At 69.5% G+C, this 16,794-nt stretch carries 20 protein-coding genes; 10 read left to right on the top strand and 10 right to left on the bottom strand.

Annotated elements, in window-relative coordinates; translation table 11 throughout:
• The first annotated feature begins 12 nt into the window (after positions 1-12).
• Positions 13-429, top strand: coding sequence for a GNAT family N-acetyltransferase (locus HDA45_RS34875; RefSeq protein ID WP_184902649.1), 417 nt, complete (start codon positions 13-15; stop codon positions 427-429).
• Complete coding sequence (locus tag HDA45_RS34880) at positions 429-1,082, top strand: DUF6885 family protein (protein WP_184906351.1); 654 nt, start codon at positions 429-431, stop codon at positions 1,080-1,082. Before HDA45_RS34875 ends, HDA45_RS34880 begins: the two co-directional genes overlap by 1 nt.
• Here the strand turns inward: HDA45_RS34880 and HDA45_RS34885 are convergent.
• From HDA45_RS34885 to HDA45_RS34895, 3 genes are all read right to left on the bottom strand, one after another.
• The gene (locus tag HDA45_RS34885) at positions 1,057-2,496 is read right to left on the bottom strand and encodes an amino acid permease (protein WP_184906349.1); all 1,440 of its coding nucleotides are present in this window, start codon (positions 2,494-2,496) and stop codon (positions 1,057-1,059) included. The genes HDA45_RS34880 and HDA45_RS34885 overlap by 26 nt on opposite strands.
• 339 nt (positions 2,497-2,835) lie before the next feature.
• Positions 2,836-3,498 (bottom strand): response regulator, encoded by a 663-nt coding sequence (locus HDA45_RS34890; protein WP_184902651.1) that lies wholly within the window; start codon positions 3,496-3,498, stop codon positions 2,836-2,838.
• Positions 3,495-4,694: a histidine kinase gene (locus HDA45_RS34895; RefSeq protein WP_184902653.1), complete on the bottom strand. Its 1,200-nt coding sequence runs from the start codon at positions 4,692-4,694 to the stop codon at positions 3,495-3,497. Before HDA45_RS34895 ends, HDA45_RS34890 begins: the two co-directional genes overlap by 4 nt.
• Positions 4,695-4,804: 110 nt before the next feature.
• Here HDA45_RS34895 and HDA45_RS34900 point away from each other — a divergent pair, with 110 nt between their 5' ends.
• A complete protein-coding gene (locus tag HDA45_RS34900) occupies positions 4,805-5,392 on the top strand; it encodes a hypothetical protein (RefSeq protein ID WP_184902654.1) in 588 nt (195 codons plus the stop codon).
• Positions 5,389-5,598 carry a hypothetical protein gene (locus tag HDA45_RS34905; protein ID WP_184902656.1) on the top strand — a complete coding sequence of 70 codons (210 nt, stop codon included), beginning with the start codon at positions 5,389-5,391 and terminating at the stop codon, positions 5,596-5,598. The genes HDA45_RS34900 and HDA45_RS34905 overlap by 4 nt, the downstream gene beginning before the upstream one ends.
• Here the strand turns inward: HDA45_RS34905 and HDA45_RS34910 are convergent.
• Both HDA45_RS34910 and HDA45_RS34915 read right to left on the bottom strand, forming a co-directional pair.
• The gene (locus tag HDA45_RS34910; RefSeq protein ID WP_184902658.1) at positions 5,590-6,792 is read right to left on the bottom strand and encodes a hypothetical protein; all 1,203 of its coding nucleotides are present in this window, start codon (positions 6,790-6,792) and stop codon (positions 5,590-5,592) included. The genes HDA45_RS34905 and HDA45_RS34910 overlap by 9 nt on opposite strands.
• A complete protein-coding gene (locus HDA45_RS34915; RefSeq protein ID WP_184902660.1) occupies positions 6,789-7,583 on the bottom strand; it encodes a methyltransferase domain-containing protein in 795 nt (264 codons plus the stop codon). Before HDA45_RS34915 ends, HDA45_RS34910 begins: the two co-directional genes overlap by 4 nt.
• 61 nt (positions 7,584-7,644) lie before the next feature.
• Here HDA45_RS34915 and HDA45_RS34920 point away from each other — a divergent pair, with 61 nt between their 5' ends.
• A complete protein-coding gene (locus tag HDA45_RS34920) occupies positions 7,645-8,022 on the top strand; it encodes a hypothetical protein (protein ID WP_184902662.1) in 378 nt (125 codons plus the stop codon).
• 46 nt (positions 8,023-8,068) lie between these two features.
• Positions 8,069-9,268: a hypothetical protein gene (locus HDA45_RS34925; protein ID WP_246480890.1), complete on the top strand. Its 1,200-nt coding sequence runs from the start codon at positions 8,069-8,071 to the stop codon at positions 9,266-9,268.
• Between the two features lie 208 nt (positions 9,269-9,476).
• On the opposite strand, the gene HDA45_RS34930 is transcribed toward HDA45_RS34925, so the two are convergent.
• The 3 genes from HDA45_RS34930 to ppgK all read right to left on the bottom strand — a co-directional run bounded on the left by HDA45_RS34930 (position 9,477) and on the right by ppgK (position 12,498).
• Positions 9,477-9,995: a pyridoxamine 5'-phosphate oxidase family protein gene (locus HDA45_RS34930; protein ID WP_184902666.1), complete on the bottom strand. Its 519-nt coding sequence runs from the start codon at positions 9,993-9,995 to the stop codon at positions 9,477-9,479.
• 94 nt (positions 9,996-10,089) lie between these two features.
• On the bottom strand, positions 10,090-11,490 hold the full coding sequence (locus HDA45_RS34935) for an RNA polymerase sigma factor (protein WP_184902668.1): 1,401 nt from the start codon (positions 11,488-11,490) through the stop codon (positions 10,090-10,092).
• Between the two features lie 246 nt (positions 11,491-11,736).
• Positions 11,737-12,498 (bottom strand): polyphosphate--glucose phosphotransferase, encoded by a 762-nt coding sequence (gene ppgK, locus HDA45_RS34940; RefSeq protein WP_184906353.1) that lies wholly within the window; start codon positions 12,496-12,498, stop codon positions 11,737-11,739.
• Between the two features lie 67 nt (positions 12,499-12,565).
• On the opposite strand from ppgK, the gene HDA45_RS34945 reads away from it, so the two are divergent.
• On the top strand, positions 12,566-13,384 hold the full coding sequence (locus tag HDA45_RS34945) for an inositol monophosphatase family protein (RefSeq protein ID WP_184902670.1): 819 nt from the start codon (positions 12,566-12,568) through the stop codon (positions 13,382-13,384).
• Between the two features lie 4 nt (positions 13,385-13,388).
• Here the strand turns inward: HDA45_RS34945 and cei are convergent, their stop codons facing one another.
• A complete protein-coding gene (gene cei / locus HDA45_RS34950; RefSeq protein WP_184902672.1) occupies positions 13,389-14,072 on the bottom strand; it encodes an envelope integrity protein Cei in 684 nt (227 codons plus the stop codon).
• A 454-nt stretch (positions 14,073-14,526) separates the two neighbouring features.
• Between cei and HDA45_RS34955 the strand changes: the two genes are divergently transcribed.
• On the top strand, positions 14,527-14,835 hold the full coding sequence (locus tag HDA45_RS34955) for a DUF4193 domain-containing protein (protein ID WP_005164528.1): 309 nt from the start codon (positions 14,527-14,529) through the stop codon (positions 14,833-14,835).
• A gap of 91 nt (positions 14,836-14,926) precedes the next feature.
• Here the strand turns inward: HDA45_RS34955 and HDA45_RS34960 are convergent, their stop codons facing one another.
• Positions 14,927-15,421 carry a DUF3093 family protein gene (locus HDA45_RS34960; RefSeq protein WP_184902674.1) on the bottom strand — a complete coding sequence of 165 codons (495 nt, stop codon included), beginning with the start codon at positions 15,419-15,421 and terminating at the stop codon, positions 14,927-14,929.
• A gap of 24 nt (positions 15,422-15,445) precedes the next feature.
• On the opposite strand from HDA45_RS34960, the gene dut reads away from it, so the two are divergent.
• Together dut and HDA45_RS34970 are read left to right on the top strand one after the other, a co-directional pair.
• The gene (dut, locus tag HDA45_RS34965; RefSeq protein ID WP_026467910.1) at positions 15,446-15,928 is read left to right on the top strand and encodes a dUTP diphosphatase; all 483 of its coding nucleotides are present in this window, start codon (positions 15,446-15,448) and stop codon (positions 15,926-15,928) included.
• Positions 15,928-16,578 (top strand): DUF3710 domain-containing protein, encoded by a 651-nt coding sequence (locus tag HDA45_RS34970; RefSeq protein WP_184902676.1) that lies wholly within the window; start codon positions 15,928-15,930, stop codon positions 16,576-16,578. The genes dut and HDA45_RS34970 overlap by 1 nt, the downstream gene beginning before the upstream one ends.
• Positions 16,579-16,794: the final 216 nt, after the last annotated feature.

Consider the following 16,794-nt stretch of genomic DNA (forward strand, 5'->3'; position numbering starts at 1 on the left):
TCAGGAGGACCAGTGGCCGAGATCCGGCGGGCCAGGACCGTCGAAGAGGTCGTCGCCGCCGAGCACCTGTTCGACGGCCCCGCGCAACGGACGGCGTCCGAGAAGTTCCTCGCGGGTGAGGAGAACCACCTCCTGATCGCCTACGAGGACGGCGAACCCGCGGGCATGATCACCGGCACCGAGGTGACGCATCCGGACAAGGGCACCGAGATGTTCCTCAACGAACTCGACGTCAGCCCGGACTACCAGCGGCGTGGGATCGGCCGTGACCTGGTCGACGCGCTGGCCGGGCTCGCGCGGGAACGCGGCTGCCGCGGGATGTGGGTCGGCGTCGAAACGGACAACGACGCCGCGCTGGCGACCTACGCTTCGGCCGGTGCGGCGAACGAAGGCCCGTTCATCATGCAGTCGTGGACGTTCGAAGACTGATGTCCTCCGGAATCGACGGCGACCGGACCGGTCTGTCCGGTCGCCGCTGGCTGCCCGGCGGCGAGCACCTCGTCGCCGTCGCCCGCGCCGAACTCCCGCAGAAGGACGGGCTCGCCGGTCCGTTCGCGACGCTGGCCGCCCTGCGCGCGGCGGGGTTCGACGTCGCGGGGCAGGACGAGGTCGCCGCCTTGGCGGGTACCACCCCGGAGGGCCTGGCGCGCGCGATCGGGACGTTGTCGGGCGGACGGCTCGTCGCGGTGCCCGCCACCGGGAATCGGGCGCCACAGCCGTTGTTCATGCTCCTGGCCGCGCTCTGGCAGCTGCCGAGGGTCGCGGTGATCGCGGAGGTCGACCCGGCCGAATTCGGCGCGCACGACACCCCGGTGCGAGCGCTGCTCGACTATCTCGACACGGGCGTCCCGCCGCTGTGGTCGTCCCGCTGGCGCCCGGCCGAGGCGCATTACGTGCTGGCGGCCGGGATGCGGATCGGCGCCGAGGGAACCTTGGTGTCCATTATGGACGGCCATTACGGGTTGCACGACCAGCCGGTGGAATGGCTGGCCGCCGCGCTGCACCGGATGCTGGTCGTGGTGGACGACGGCGACACCGAGGCCGCCGTCACCGCGATCACGACGGCCGGTCTGTGGAGCTGACGTCGCCCTCGGCGAAGCGGGAATGCTTGCGCCCGTAGAGGACGTAGATCAGCAGGCCGAGCACCAGCCACGCGGCGAACCGCAGCCAGGTCATCACGTCCAGGTTGAGCATCAGGTAGAAGCACGCCAGCGCCGCCACGATCGGCAGGTAGGGCGAAAACGGCACGGTGAACGGGCGTTCCAGATCCGGGCGGCGCTTCCGCAGCACCGGGACGGCCAGCGCGACGATGATCATCGCCGACAGCGCGCCGATACTGACCATGTCGGCGAGTTCGGAGATCGGCACGAACGCGGCCAGCACCGCGATCAGCACGGCACCGGCGATGGTCATCCGGTGCGGGGTGCCCCAGCGCGGATGCGCCGTGCCGAACTTCTTCGGCAGCAGGCCGTCGCGGCCCATCGCGAACCCGATCCGGCCGATCGTCACCAGTTCCACCATCATCACCGACGTCAGCCCGGTGACCGCGCCGAGCGAGATCAGCGCGCCCACCCAATGCTGCCCGACGCGGTCGAAGGCGTCGGCGAGCGGAGCGCCCGTGTCGATCTCGGTGAACGGCACCATCCCGGTCAACACCAGCGAGACACCGATGTAGAGCAGGGCGCAGACGCCGAGCGCGCCGAGGATGCCGACCCGCAGATCGCGTTTGGGGTTCACGGTTTCCTCGCCGAGGTTGGCGAGCGCCTCGAAACCGGTGTACGCGAAGAAGACGACCGCGGCGGCCGTCACCATCCCGGCGATGCCGTAGACGGATTGCTCGAGACCGAGCGCGGCTTGCACGATCGGCTGGTGCAGCGTCCCCGCCGAGTCCGTCGGTGACTGGGCGGACGGGATGAACGGCGTGAGGTTCTCGCCGCGGATGTAGAACACGCCGACCGCGAGGATCAGCACGCACACCGCGACCTTGACCAGTACGAGCAGATTCGTCACCCGCGCCGATTCCTTGATCCCGATGACGGCGATCACGGTCAGCACGGCGATGATCGCGACCGCGCCGATGTTCACTTTCGCGTCCTCGCCGAACCAGTCGGGGGAGAGCCCCATCAGATTCGCGAGGTACCCGGACCAGCCGCGCGAAACGACGGCCGCCCCGAGGGCGAACTCGAGCAGCAGGTCCCAGCCGATGATCCAGGCGAAAGTCTCGCCGAGAGTGGCGAAAGCGTAGGTGTAGGCGCTTCCGGCCGTCGGCACGCTGGAGGCGAGCTCGGCGTAGCAGAGGGCGGCCATCCCGGCGACGACCGCGCCGAGCACGAACGACAGCGTGACCGACGGGCCCGCGTGGGTTTTCGCCTCGACCCCGGCGAGGGTGAAGATCCCGGTGCCGATGATGATGCCGACCCCGAAGCCGATCAGGTCGCGCCCTTTGAGGCGGCGTTTCAGCTCACCCGAGTCCTGTCGCTTCAGGACTTCGTCCACGTCCAGAGTTCGCCGCATGAAGGGTCACGCTAGAAGATCGCCGCCCACCTCGCAGATCGGTGGGAGCCGGGTTCGCGGTCAGGGCGAAGGCGTAACTCGCGTGATCAGGGACCGCACTCGCGTGATTGGGGGCGGAACTCACGTGACTGGAGGCCGTACTCGTGAGTTCCGCCCCCAATCACGCGAGATACGCGCTTGATCACGTGAGTTCCGTGCCTGATCACGCGAGTGCGGTGTCGCGCCACCCCGCTGAAGGGGACTTTCACCCGCATGTGACGCGGTGAAAGCGCCCTTCGCCTCGTCGCATGCGGTGATGGGCCCCTTCAGCCCTCCCGGACCTCAGCCCTCCAGGACGACGCCGTTCTCCTGCGCGAGGATCGCCGCCTGCACCCGCGACCGCAGCTCCAGTTTCGTCAGCACCCGCGAAACGTGCGTTTTCACCGTGGTCTCGCCGATGTGCAGCCGCGTGCCGATCTGCGCGTTGGACAGGCCGCCGCCCAGGCACGCCAGGACTTCGCGCTCGCGTTCGGTCAGGTCGTCGAGCCCGTCGGGGACGAGCGAAGGTTCGCGGGTCCCCGCGGCGAAAGCGGCGATCAGCTTCCGCGTGACCTGCGGGGCGAGCACCCCCTCGCCCGCCGCGACCAGCTTCACCGCCTCGATCAGCCGCGACGCCTCCACCGATTTCAGCAGGAACCCGGCCGCGCCTGCCCGCAGCGCGGCGTGGACGTACTCGTCGAGGTCGAAGGTGGTCAGCACGAGGACTTCGCACAGCCCCTCCGCGGTCAGTTCCCGCGTGGCCGCGATGCCGTCGACGCCGGGCATCCGGACGTCCATCAGCACGACGTCCGGCTTCAGCGCCTTCGCCTGGCGGACGGCGGTGGCGCCGTCCGCGGCCTCGCCGATCACCTCGATGCCCTCGGCGTTGCCGAGGATCATCATCAACCCGGCACGGATCGCGCCGTGGTCGTCGGCGACCAGCACTTTGATGTTCCCGTCGCTCAAGACCCCTCCAGAGGCAGTTCGGCGCGGACCAGCCAGCCACCGCCGGACGGCCCGGCGGCGAGAGTGCCGCCCACCGCGGCGGCGCGTTCCCGCATGTTCAGCAGGCCGAGTCCGGTCCCGCCGTCGTCACCCGAGCCGGAGCCGGGACGGAGATCGTTGCGCACTTCGACGGTGAGTATGCCTCCGTCGGCACGGATGTCGAGCACGGCCCGGCCCCCCGCGGCGTGTTTGGCCGCGTTGGTGAGCGCCTCCTGCGCGATCCGGTACGCGGTCAGATCGACCGCGGCGGGCAGTGCGGGAGGATGGTCCACCGTGGACACGATCTCCACCTCCAGCCCGCTCGCCCGTGCCGATTCGACCAGTTTGGACAGTTCGGCCAGCCGGGCGGGCGCGGTCGGCTCGATCTCGGGGTTTCCCGTGGACGGATCCGCCCGCAGCAGCCCGATCATCGCGCGCATCTCGTCCAGCGCGCTCACACTGTTCTCCCGCACCGATTCCAGGACCTTCCTGGACAGTTGCGGGTCGGCCGTCGCCATCGACAACGCGGCCTCGGACTGGATCGCGATCGCCGAAAGATGTCCGGCGACGACGTCGTGCAGATCCCGCGCCATCTTCGAGCGTTCCCCCGCCACGGCGGCCTTCCGGTCCAGTTCGCCGATCGTGGCCAGCTGCACCGCGTTCGCCCGTTCGCTGTCGGCGATGTCCCGCTGCTGGCGCACGTTGGCCGCCCACCACACCGGGGTGATCAGGAACGGCAGCAGGGCGAACGCGACGATCACCGCGCTCCGCCACTGCGCGGTGAAAAGGAGCGCCAGACAGATCACCCCGAGCGTCACCAGCGCGGCGACGCCGATCATCAGTCTGCTGGTGCGCCGCGAACCGTAGAGCGTCGCCGCGTACAGGAAGTCCGTGAAGACGACGATGATCGGCAGCGAGGGACCGAGCAAGATGTCCACGCTGACCACGGCCAGCGCGCACAGCACCGCCAGCGGGACCTTGCGGCGCAGCATCTCCAGCCCGCACAGGACGGTCAGCTCGCTCACCCGGACCCACAGCGGCGTCGTGTCCGGGCCGTTCAGCAAGATCTGCATCCCGCTGAGGTAGACCAGGACACCCAGCACCCAGGTGCCGATGGCGATGGCGAGGTCCTGTTTCCACTCGGCGAGGTGATTCAGGCGCGGGACTAGCGAGGGCACCCGTCCATCCCAGCACACCGGACCGCGCGACGGGGTCCTACTAACTGATGACGGTGGTCTCGGTCCGTTCGCCGACGCGGGGCCCGCCTGGCACGAGCGAGACTCGGTCCGTGAACAAGATCTGGGACTTCATCGCGGAAAACCCCATGGCGGCCGTGGTCGCCGGCGGGGAGATCGGCTTCTGGGTCGCCATCGTCGCCGGCCTGGTGGCCCGCTACCTGCTCAAGCTGAAGCGGACCAGCGTCGTGCTGCTGCTCCTGACCCCGGTGATCGACCTGGTCGTCCTGGTCGCGACGGTCATCGACCTGCGCAACGGCGCCACGGCGAACTTCGTGCACGGCCTCGCCGCGGTGTACCTGGGCTTCAGCGTGGTGTTCGGGCACTCGATGATCAAGTGGGCCGACGTGCGCTTCGCCCACCGGTTCGCGGGCGGGCCGCCTCCGCCGCCCAAGCCGATGGGCCGGGCGAAGCTGCGCGCCGAATGGCGTGACTGGTTCAAATGCGCGATGGCGTGCGGTCTCGCCTCGGGCGTGCTGCTCCTGCTGATCTTCATGGTCGGTGACACCGAGCAGGTGGCGCCGCTGTGGGACTGGCTGCCGAGGATGGGGGTCGTGACGGCCATCTGGTTCGCCACCGGACCGCTGTGGCAGGAGCTCTCCAAGAACGACGACAGGGTCAAGGAAGGAGCGGGACGATGATCGAGCTGCTGGGAATCCTCCTGCTGGTGCAGGGCGGGGGCGGGCTGATCAACCGGCTGCTGGGCAGCAGCAACCCGAGCTGGTTCGTCCAGCTCCACCTGCTCCCGCCGGGGATGCACATCGTGGCGAGCGCGCTGATGGTGGCCGCGGGCGTGGGGGTGCTGTTCTCCGAACGCGCCCGCAAGCAGCGCCGCCGGTCAGAGTGACACGAGCACCTGCAGGACCCCGAGGACGATGGTGACGACCGTCAGCACGACGGTCACCACGGTGAGCCGCGTGACCCGCGCGCTCACCGTGTTCTCGTAGGCGTACCTGGTCTCCTCGTCCATCGCCTCGGCCTGGCGGTCGAGCTGGGCGATGATCCGCTCCACGCCCATGCTGGTGACCAGGCGGCGTTCGAGCGAATCGACCTCGGGCGGGAGCACCGAATGCAGCATCTCGAGGATGTCGTCGAGTGAGCCTCTGAGCAGGCGGGTCCGGCTCGCACCCTTCCTGATCGACGCCAGCCACTGGTCGGCCAGCGCCATCCGGATCAGGACCCGTTCGAGGATGAAGAGCATCCCGTGGTCGAGCCCGCCGATGTCGCTGTCGATGCCGAAGTACGGTTCCGCCGCGCCGAACGGCCCGCGCATCAGCTCGTCCTGGTGCTCGACGTAGTCGGAATCCTTGCTGTTGAGGCAGACGATCCCGCCGGCCATCGTGTACGCGGCGACGAAGGACCGCGTGCCCCAAGACGGGCCGAGCGCGTCCCTGGCGACCTCACGGGGCACGAACCGCCAGCCCTCGTCGCTGGTCGCCATCCCGTAGAACGGCCGGGGGTCGGCGGCGACCCGCTGGGCGGGCGGATGTCCGTCGTGGGACCGCAGTTCGACGCACCAGCCCTTGCGGCCGAGTCCTTCGGTCAGGCCGCAGCCCCTGGTCAGATCCTCGAAGATGTGAGTGACGGCCTTGAGCAGCGAGGGGAAGGACTTCTCGCCGTAGCCGCCGTGCAGCCCGTGCTCCCCGTTCGCCGTCTCGCGGCCCTGGAGGCTCTGCAGGACGGCGATGGCGAGATCGAATTCGGCGGCGGGCCGGTCCGCGGCCTGTCCGGTGATCGTGGTGGCGAGGACGAGCGTCATCGCGTGATAGGACGGATGCCAGGTGACGACGAGTTCACACGGCAGGCTGACCCCGCCGACGCGGATCGACAGCCGGGAACCGCCGGTGCGTTTCCGCAGCACGCGACGGAGCGGCGGAGTGGTGTAGCTGGTGAGGAAGTTCTCCGCGGCGGTCCAGTCCTCGCCGAGTTTCCCGTCGAGGTGGACCAGCAGCCCGCGATCGCGGCCGCCGTCCAGCACCTTCTCCGCCTCCTTCTCGGACAGCGGGACCGCCCAGGCGAAGGTGAGGAGGACCGCGGTCATGCGCGGCGCAGCAGGGTGATCAGGTCCCGGCCGAGGTGACGGCGCAGCGGGCCGGAGGCGTTGACCAGTTCGTCGCGGTCGATGTGCTCGTCGGCGGGACCGAGATCGTCGAGGACGTGATAGGTCCACTCCCACTCGGTGCGCCAGCCCGCCTCGGCGGCGTCGGCGGCGACCTCCGCCGGATCGAGGTAGCGCACCGGAAGCGCCGGGCCACCGCCGTCACGCAGCGCTTTGTCGAACTCTTCGCGCGACACGCGGCGGGAGCGGACCTCGGACCCGGCTTCGACGCTGTCGAGACTGAACGCGCCTTGCCCGATCGGCGACCGGCTGTGGGCCAGCACCAGGACACCGCCGGGCGCGGTGATCGCGGCCAGCCGCCGCAGGATCGGCGCGACGTCCGACGTCGGCACGTGCTGGACGACGTGACTGCAGACCACGAGGTCGTAAGGGCCGCCGCCCAGTTCGGTGATCGGTGAGACGGTGAAGGAGAACTCGGTGTCCTCGACGACGGTCTCGCTCGCCTTCGCGAGCCTGTCCGGGTCTGGGTCGGCGGCGGTGATGTCCGCGGAGAACCCGGCCAGCCAGGGAAGGAGGCGGCCCTCACCGCAGCCGGCGTCGAGCGCCTTGACCTTTCCGCGCGGGCCGAGGATCGCGGCGAGCTGCTCGGCGACCTTCCCGAGAGCGCGGTCCTCGCTGGCTGTCCAGTAGCCGTCGTAGGGCTCGTACCGTCGGATGAACATCCCGGTGACGTGGTCGCCGGTGTCCGGGTAGCGGTAGCTCTCGGTCAGCACGTCGCGAATATAGCCGGATTCGCGGGGTTCTCCGCCCCTCCGCGCGGGATTACCATGAGTCATGGCCACCGGGCCGGTCGCGCTGTACACCGTTGTCGCCGTGGCGCCGTCGGTTCTTTTCTGGTGCGCGCTGAAAGTACCCACCGTGCTGCGCCGGTGGCGCCGCCGCCGCGAACCGGAGGCCCCGGCCGGACCGCCCATCGAGAAACTCGCCGCCGATCTCCGCCGCGTGCACCGGCTGCTGGCGGAACTCCCGTCCGGAGCCTCCGCCGTCCGCCGGTACGGCACCCGGCAGGCGTACGACGCGCTGCTCGTCCAGGCCTGCCGGGAGGTCGAGGTCGACCATCGGCTGGACGAGTTGCCGGAGGGTTTCGACCGCGGGATCGAACGGCTGCGGGTCGAGGAATCCCTGGCCGAGCGCGGACTTTCCGTGTCCTGAAGCGGTTTGTATCGAAAGTATGCGCGCGGCCGGGAGGCTCGCGGGCATGAAGAGGCTGGGACTACTCGCTTCACTTCTGCTGGTGTTCGCGCTCATCCCCGGGGCCGCCTCCGCCGCGGCCGCCTTCCCGAGGATGGACGCGGCCACGGTCGACGGCTACCGCTGGACGCCGGGTTCGGCCTTCGAAACCTACGGCGCGCGGATCGCCGCGCTGGAGAAAAAGCTCCCCGCACGCGGTCTGCCGGAGATCCTTTCGTCGGCCAACCGGAAGGCGCGGCCGCTGTGCCACGGCACGTATCTCGCGGCGGCGTTGAAACCGGCGGGATTCTGCTGGGAGGACGCAGGAGACGACAAGACCAACGACTGGATCCCGCAGGGACTGACCGGTTCCGGCGACGCCGACGCGGCGACCGGGAAGGTCGGCGGCAAACGGGTCGTCGCGACGTCCTGGCACACCCCCGGCGACACCATGGTCCGGCTGTCCTTTGTGGATGCGACCGGACTGGGATACCGGCACGTCCTGCTCGTCGAGCCGACGTCGGACGACAACTTCGCCGTCGTGCAAGGACACGGGCACGGGATGACCTGGATCGGGAACCGGCTGTTCGTCGCGACCACCGGTGGCGTGGTGCGGGTCTTCGACACGACGCACTTCTGGAAGGTCGACGACAGCTCCGGTGTCGTCGGGAAGGGTCCGGACGGCAAGTACCACGCGGCGTTCTACGACTACGCGATGCCGCAGATCGGCGCGTTCTGGTACCCCGGCGGCGGAACGTGCACCACCGCGACCGGGCCGCGGCCTTGTCTGTCCACGATGTCCTTTGACCACAGTGACAGCTCGATCGTGACCTCGGAACACGTGCCCAAGGCGGCGGGCAGCCGGGTGCTGCGCTGGCCGTTCGACCGCGCGACCGGCCTGCCGAAGCTGTCGGCCGACGGCACCGTGCACGCGAAGGAAGGATTCGTGTCGCCGGTGTGGGGCATGCAGGGAACGGTGGCGCGCAACGGATACTTCGTGATGACCGGTACCTGCCCCGAGTACGCCGGGGTCGCGGGCGACCATCCGTCGTGCCTGCACGGCGGTGTCGGCGGCACCTCGACGTCGCGGCTGAGCGGGAAGGCGCCCGTGAACTCGCAGAACCTGTCGTACTGGCCGGCGACGGGGGAGCTGTGGCTGATGAACGAGCAGCTCCGGGAGCGCGTGACCGTGCACGTCCCGTGGACGACGCTGACCGGCCGCGCCTGACCGGAACTCACGTGCTTGAACCCGTAACTCACGTGCTTAGACCCGGAACTCGCGTGATCAGACCCGGAACTCGCGTGACTGGCTGCCGCACTCGACTTCGCCCTCCAAACACGTGAGTTCCGGGTTCAAGCACGCGAGTCACGGCTCTGATCACGCGAGTTCCGTGGCTGATCACGTAAAACACGGGTTCAGGCGGACGTAGCGGGGATCACGGGGTGAAGTCCCAGCGTGTGGCGCCGTGAGGTTCGGCGCCCGCCACGCCGACGGCGCGGTGCAGCGTGAGGCGGTACAGATGCCAAGGCGGGGGCCCCGCGCTGGGCGCGCTGAACGGAGCCGTGAGCGCGTCGCCCTCCACCGTCGCGGGCCAGCCGCCTTTCCGGTAGACCGCCGCCACCCGCTCCAGGGTCGCGGGGTCGGTGACCCGGTGCGCCTCGCCTTCCAAAGTGAGGTCGATTCCCCGCAGGCGCACCGAAACGGCGCACGCCGGGTTCACCGCCAGGTTGCGGGACCGGCGGGTGTCCGGCCCGCCCTTGAAGTACAGCGCGTCGTCCACCCAGACCGCCCCGACACCCGCCGAGTGCGGCCGCCCGTCGGGGCGCACGGTCGTCACGAAGAAGGTCAGGTCGGCTGTCGGCGTGTCCTCGGTGAGGATGTCGCGGGGTCGGCTCCACGGCAGCTCCGCGGATCCGTAGCGGTCGAGGTTCTTGGTCGCGTGAGGGTTCGTCATACAAACGCGTCGAACGGGCGGGCCGCTTTTCGACACCGGACGCGAAAGACCCCGTCACCGGAATGCGGTGACGGGGTCTTCCGTGAGTCTGGGATCAGTCCAGGTAGTCGCGCAGCACCTGCGAACGCGACGGGTGACGCAGCTTCGACATCGTCTTCGACTCGATCTGCCGGATGCGCTCACGGGTCACCCCGTACACCTGGCCGATCTCGTCGAGCGTGCGCGGCTGGCCGTCGGTGAGGCCGAACCGCAGCCGCACCACACCCGCCTCACGTTCGGACAGCGTCTGCAGCACCGACTGGAGCTGGTCCTGCAGCAGCGTGAACGACACCGCGTCGACAGCGACGACGGCCTCGGAGTCTTCGATGAAGTCACCGAGCTGCGAGTCGCCCTCGTCGCCGATGGTCTGGTCGAGCGAGATCGGCTCGCGGGCGTACTGCTGGATCTCGAGGACCTTCTCCGGGGAGATGTCCATTTCCTTCGCGAGCTCTTCGGGGGTGGGCTCGCGACCGAGGTCCTGCAACAGCTCACGCTGTATACGGCCGAGTTTGTTGATGACCTCGACCATGTGCACCGGGATACGGATGGTGCGGGCCTGGTCGGCCATCGCGCGGGTGATCGCCTGACGGATCCACCAGGTGGCGTACGTGGAGAACTTGTAGCCCTTGGTGTAGTCGAACTTCTCGACCGCGCGGATCAGACCGAGGTTGCCTTCCTGGATCAGGTCCAGGAACGCCATGCCACGGCCGGTGTAGCGCTTCGCCAGCGAGACCACGAGCCGGAGGTTCGCCTCCAGGAGGTGGTTCTTCGCCCGTTCACCGTCGCGCACGATCCACTTGAGGTCGCGCCGCATCTGGGTGACGAGCTTCTCGCCCTCCTCCTCGGCGTTGCGGACGCGTTCGGCGGCGTAGAGCCCGGCCTCGATGCGCTTGGCGAGCTCCACCTCCTCCTCGGCGTTCAGCAGGGCGACCTTGCCGATCTGCTTGAGGTACGCACGGACCGAGTCGGCCGAAGCGGTGAGCTCGGCGTCCTTACGGGCCTGGCGCAGCGCCTCGGACTCTTCCTCGTCCCAGACGAAGTCCGGGTTGTCGGAGGTCTTTCCGGCGTTCTTGTCGGTCGAGGTGCGGCGACCGCGGGCGGGCGTCTCTTCGACGTCCTCCTCGGACTCCGCGTCCTCTTCCGTCTCCTCGGTGACGGTCGCGTCGACGACGTCCACCTCGACCTCTTCGAGGTCGGACAGATCCGGGGTTTCGAGGTCGGCTTCGTCGAGCTCGCCGGGACCGTCTTCCGGTTCGCCGTCTTCGGTCTTGGCGCCCTTGGTGGTGGGTTTCTTGGCCGGAGCCTTCTTCGCCGGGGCCTTCTTCGCGCCTGCCGCCTTGGCGGCGGTCTTGCGCGCAGCGGGCTTCGCCTCGCCGGTGGCTGCCTCGTCGGCCGGCTCGCCGGTTGCGGTCGCTGTCTTCGTCCCGCTTCGGGTTGCGGTTCTTGCGGCTGCCACTTACGCCCTTTCGCAGCGGTCGATCATGACGAGCCGAGGCGTGATGGTCTCGGCTGCCTCAAACTTCGGGGAACACCCCTCGGCCTGCGGTTTCCCTCGTTCTCGTGGGTGCCGCCGCCGTGGGCCGTGTTCCATTGTAACGACGATACGTGACAGCGTCGCGGCGCGGATCACCACCCGGCGGGCGCGACACGCCGTCCGACCCGCCGAAGTGACATCCGCGGCACGGATGTCAGCACGGGCGCGTCAGTGCTCGATGCCCTCCGCGGCGGCGGCCGCGGCGCCGACGATGCCCGCGTTGTTCTGCAAGGACGCGACGATCACCGGCGTGCGGATGTCCAGCAGCGGAACCCATTTGTGCGACTTCTTGCTGACCCCGCCGCCGACGATGAACAGATCCGGCCAGATCAGGTTTTCCAGCACGGTGAGATACCTGTTCACCCGTTCCGCCCATTCGGGATACGACAGTTCCTCGTTGTCCTTCACCGACGCCGCGGCCTTCTTCTCCGCGTCGAAACCGTCGACCTCGATGTGGCCGAACTCGGTGTTCGGCACGAGTTTGCCGTCCTGGAAGACCGCGCTGCCGATGCCGGTGCCGAAGGTCAGCAGCGCCGTCACGCCGCGCCTCGCGATCGGGTCGCCCCAGCGGATCTCGGCCATTCCGGCGGCGTCCGCGTCGTTGAGCATCGCGACCTGGTCCACGCCGCGGCCGAGCCGCTTGGCGAACAGGGCGTCGGCGTCGGTGCCGATCCACTTGCGGTCGATGTTGGCCGCGGTGTGCGCGACGCCCTTCTTGACCACCGCGGGCAGCGTGACCCCGACGGGTCCGTCCCAGCCCGCCTGGCCGGTGATCTCCGCGACGACGTCCGCCACCGCCTCGGGGGTCGACGGCTTCGGCGTGTCGAACCGGATCCGGTCGCCGATCAGCTGTCCCTCCGCCAAGTCGACCAGCGCGCCCTTGATCCCGCTGCCGCCGATGTCGATACCGAAACCTCGGGTCGCCTCCACCACGGACGTGGTCCCTTCTCGCACGATTCAGAAGCCTGCCTCGGAGACTTTAACCGGATGTGGTGACATGGCGGACGTGGGAGTTGACGAGACGTTGCTGAAGAGTGTCGCCGAGCGTGTCGCGGGCGAGGCCGCCGAACTGGTCCACGAGGCCTGGACCGGGATGAACGCGGGCCGCGAGGTGCGGGTGGACACCAAATCCGCCGACACCGACGTGGTGACCGCGGTGGACCACGAGTCGGAACGGCTGGTGCGCGCGCGGCTCGCCGAACTGCGGCCCGACGACGCCGTGCTCGGCGAGGAGGGCGGCGGGATCGCCGGCGACGGGGTGACCTGGGTGGTCGACCCGATCGACGGGACGGTGAACTTCCTCTACGGGTTGCCGTGGTTCGCCGTCTCCGTGGCCGCGCAGGTCGGCGGGGTGTCGGTGGCGGGTGCCGTCGTGGAACCGGTCAGCGGGCGCCGCTGGACCGCCGCACGCGGGCAGGGCGCGTTCCTCGACGGGCGGCCGCTGTCGGTCAACGCCCCGGAGCGGCTCGATCTGACGCTCGTGGGCACCGGCTTCGCCTACAAGGTCGAGCGGCGCACGAAGCAGGCCGGGTTCGTCGCCGGACTGGCCACCCGGGTCCGCGACATCCGGCGCAACGGAGCCGCTTCGCTCGACCTGTGCGCGGTCGCGGCGGGCTGGCTGGACGCCTATGTCGAACACGGCCTGGGGCAGTGGGACTGGGCGGCCGGGGCACTCATCGCCGCCGAGGCGGGCGCTCTGGTGTCCCTGCCCGGTGAAGACGCCGAGCTGGGGCCGGACGCGACTTTCGCGGTGGCGCCGTCGATCGCGGCTCCGTTGCGTCAGGCGCTGATCGACTCGGGCGTGGGCGAGATCTAAGGGCTCAGCAGGGTGCTTCGCGGGCGGCTTTCAGCAGGCCCTGGTCGATGACCGGGGCTCCGCCGCCCGCGGACTGCTCGCCGCCGCCGCTGCCCTGCTGCGCCTTGGACCACTGCGTGAGCTGGTCGAGGACCTTGCGTGCCTCCGCCTTCGGGCGGACGTCGCCGAGCAGGGTTCCGGTGGTGAGCGTGACCGAAGCGTCCTTGCGGTTGTCCTTGACCAGTTCGGCGCACGGGACCACCAGGCTCAGCGTGCGGGCCGCCGCGGCGCCGTTCTCGCCGAAGCGGATCTGGCCGCGGCACTTGGCTTCCGCGTTCTTGTAGGCCGGATCGACGTCGGGCTCGACGATCTGGGAAAAGCCGAGCTCCCGGAGCGTGTTGGTGACGATGCCGCCCTGACCGCGGACCTGGGACCCGTTGAGCACCTGGACGGCGACCTTGTCCGGCGGGACCGGCGCCCGGTCGTCGAGTCCGTCGTGCGCGAGCGGGGTGTAGGTGACACCCTGCTGCGGGACGGGCGGCGGATCGCAGCGGACCCTGGCGTCGATGTCGGATTTGCTCGCGACGACATTCACCCAGACGATGACCGCGCCGAGCGCCATCACCCCGATCACGATGAGCGCGGGCAGCGGCTTGTGCTTGCGATACGGCCTCGCCCCGCGGTCCCCGATGCCGTTCCCCGACGCCACCTGCCAGTCCCTTCCCCAAAGCCCGGATCCCCGGACGGTGCTTTATCTCACCATCGTGTCCGCTCAGCCTATGCGTTGCGGCGAAGCTGAGCGGCGCGGGCCTCCGGATAGCACCACGCGACGGCCACTCCGGGCAAGCGGCCAGGCCCACGGGGTGAGGTTCCCGACGTGGGGGCAACCCATTCGGACGACAGGCGTCCTCAATACCGGGTTCCCCCTGTTGGGTGACGTAATCGCAGCAATGTCTGACTCGTTGCAGAGCCGGTATCGGCGTGAGCTACCCTTCGCGGGCTCAGGCGGCAGTAAGAGGCGCAAAAGAGAGACCTCGCTCACTGCCCAGCCGGGCACAAACAGGGGCGCTGGGACGTTAACCAGCGGCACGAAGGACTCACGAGCCGCGCGCTCGCGGGTCCGGGCCATCTGACATCGAAAGCATCGCAGGGGTGAGGGACCAATGGCGACCGACTACGACGCTCCGCGCCGCAGCGAAGCCGACGAGCTGGCCGAAGACTCGTTGGAAGAGCTGAAGGCAAGGCGCAACGAAAACCAGTCCGGCGTCGTGGACGTCGACGAAGACGCGACCGCCGAAAACTTCGAACTGCCGGGCGCGGACCTCTCCGGACTTTCCGGTGAGGACCTGACCGTGAAGGTCGTGCCCAAGCAGGCCGACGAGTTCACCTGCTCCGTCTGCTTCCTGGTGCATCACCGCAGCAGGCTGGCGGAGGAGAGTGGCGGACGGCTCATCTGCCGCGACTGCGCCTGAGCCTACGGGCACAGGGGACGGCGCGACAGGGGTTTCGGGATCTGAACAGGAATAAGGGGGCCGGCCGCGAGGCCGGCCCCCTTTCCGTCGCCTAAGCCTTCGAGGCGGGCTGCCGGAGCAGCGCGGCCACCTTCTCCGGGTTCCGGGTGCTGAACAGCCAGTACGGCGTCGGATCGTCGGGGTCGGTGAGCCAGACCCGCACGACCGGGCCGACCCAGCCCCGGTGCAGCACGAAGGCCGCCGGATCGGCGTCGCGGCCGAGCGCCTTCCGCTTCGCTTCCTTGTCGATGACGTCGACATCGCCGACGAATTTCAGCGGCAGATGCGCGTCGCGCAGCCACAGCTCCGGCTCGGCCCCTCCGGTCACCCGGACCCGAGACCGGCCGAGCGAGACCATCAGCGCGATCACCGCGGGGATCAGCACCACGTACGGCAGCCAGCCGCGGAGTCCGGGATAACCCATGTCGATCTCCGCCGCCAGCAGCCCGCCGCCCAGCAGCGGCAGCGGCCATCCCCACCACGGGACGTAGAGCCGCTCTGAATGCTTGACGGCGCCGCCTTCGGCCGTGTTCACGCTTTCACCCACGCGTTCAGGGTAGTCTCGCCGCCCGTGTCCACCGTTCAGGTACTGCTTTCCCGGATCGATCCTTCGGTCCCCCTCCCCGCCTACGCGCGCCCCGGCGACGCGGGCGCCGACCTCGTCACCACCTCGGATCTCGTACTCGCGCCCGGCGAACGCGGCGTCGTCGGAACGGGCGTCGCGATCGCCCTCCCGCCCGGGTACGCGGGCTTCGTCCACCCACGTTCGGGTCTGGCGGCCCGTGTCGGCCTCTCGGTCGTCAACACCCCGGGCACGATCGACTCCGGGTACCGCGGTGAGATCCGCGTCTGCCTGATCAACCATGATCTCTCCGAGAAGGTCGTGCTCACCCGCGGCGACCGGATCGCGCAGCTGGTCGTGCAACGGGTCGAACAGGCCGAGTTCGTCGAGGTCGCCGAACTCGAGTCGTCCGAGCGCGGCGAGGGAGGGTATGGCTCCACGGGCGGACACGCCACACTGGGAGCCGGAGCCAGGGAAGGAACGGAGAACTAGTGGGGATTTTCGGACGCAAGCGCGAGGCCAAGCCCAGCGGACGGCACGCCGCGCCCGAGGTCGAGGACCGCCCAGGGGACGACGGCGCCGAGGAGATCGAGCCGCAGCTGTCGGAGACCGCTGACGGCCCCTTCGACCTCGCCGACGCCCCCGAGGACGGCATCCCGAGGATCGACCTCGGCTCGGTCAAGGTCCCGGTGCCCGACGGTTCCCAGGTCCAGGTCGAGATGGACCCCGAAAGCGGCGGTGTCCGCGCGGTGCACGTCGTCACCGAACAGGGCCAGATCACCGTCAGCGGCTACGCGGCGCCCCGATCCGGCGGCCTGTGGAAGGACGTCAGCACCGAGCTCACCGAGCAGCTGCGCGCCGACGGCGCCAAGGTCTCGGTCGGCATGGGGGAGTGGGGGCTGGAGCTCTCCGCGATCGTCGGCGACGTCGCGCTGCGGTTCGTCGGGGTCGACGGCCCGCGCTGGATGCTCCGCGGTGTCATCGCCGGACCGCAGTCGCAGGCGTCGCAGGCGCCCGCGGTGCTGCGCGAGATCGTGCGGCACACCATCGTCGACCGCGGTGACGCGCCGATGCCGGTCCGCACCCCGCTGACCATCACGCTGCCCGACGCCGTCGCGCAGCACATCGCCGAGCAGAGCTAGTCTGTCGCGCGCTTACGAAAAGCGCGCCGAAGGGGCGCCGTTTCGTACGCAACTCGCGTTGTGTGCGGAGGGCGCCCCTTCATCGCGTTTTCGTGGGCCTTCGGCCCGAAAGAGGGCGCGCGACGGTGAAGTCTCCGTCGGGCGCGGGGCGCCCTTGGGGAGACGCGTGTGGTCGGGGCACCGCGTGGGTCGGGCCGCGGAGCTGAAGGACGCTTA

The organism is Amycolatopsis umgeniensis (assembly GCF_014205155.1).
Lineage (GTDB): Bacteria > Actinomycetota > Actinomycetes > Mycobacteriales > Pseudonocardiaceae > Amycolatopsis > Amycolatopsis umgeniensis.

Coding starts and splice junctions, on each gene's coding strand:
- HDA45_RS34945 (WP_184902670.1), top strand. CDS start 12,566: ATGGCGGACGTGGGAGTTGACGAGACGTTGCTGAAGAGTGTCGCCGAG.
- HDA45_RS34925 (WP_246480890.1), top strand. CDS start 8,069: ATGAAGAGGCTGGGACTACTCGCTTCACTTCTGCTGGTGTTCGCGCTC.
- HDA45_RS34930 (WP_184902666.1), bottom strand. CDS start 9,995: ATGACGAACCCTCACGCGACCAAGAACCTCGACCGCTACGGATCCGCG.
- HDA45_RS34920 (WP_184902662.1), top strand. CDS start 7,645: ATGGCCACCGGGCCGGTCGCGCTGTACACCGTTGTCGCCGTGGCGCCG.
- HDA45_RS34955 (WP_005164528.1), top strand. CDS start 14,527: ATGGCGACCGACTACGACGCTCCGCGCCGCAGCGAAGCCGACGAGCTG.
- HDA45_RS34880 (WP_184906351.1), top strand. CDS start 429: ATGTCCTCCGGAATCGACGGCGACCGGACCGGTCTGTCCGGTCGCCGC.
- HDA45_RS34910 (WP_184902658.1), bottom strand. CDS start 6,792: ATGACCGCGGTCCTCCTCACCTTCGCCTGGGCGGTCCCGCTGTCCGAG.
- HDA45_RS34905 (WP_184902656.1), top strand. CDS start 5,389: ATGATCGAGCTGCTGGGAATCCTCCTGCTGGTGCAGGGCGGGGGCGGG.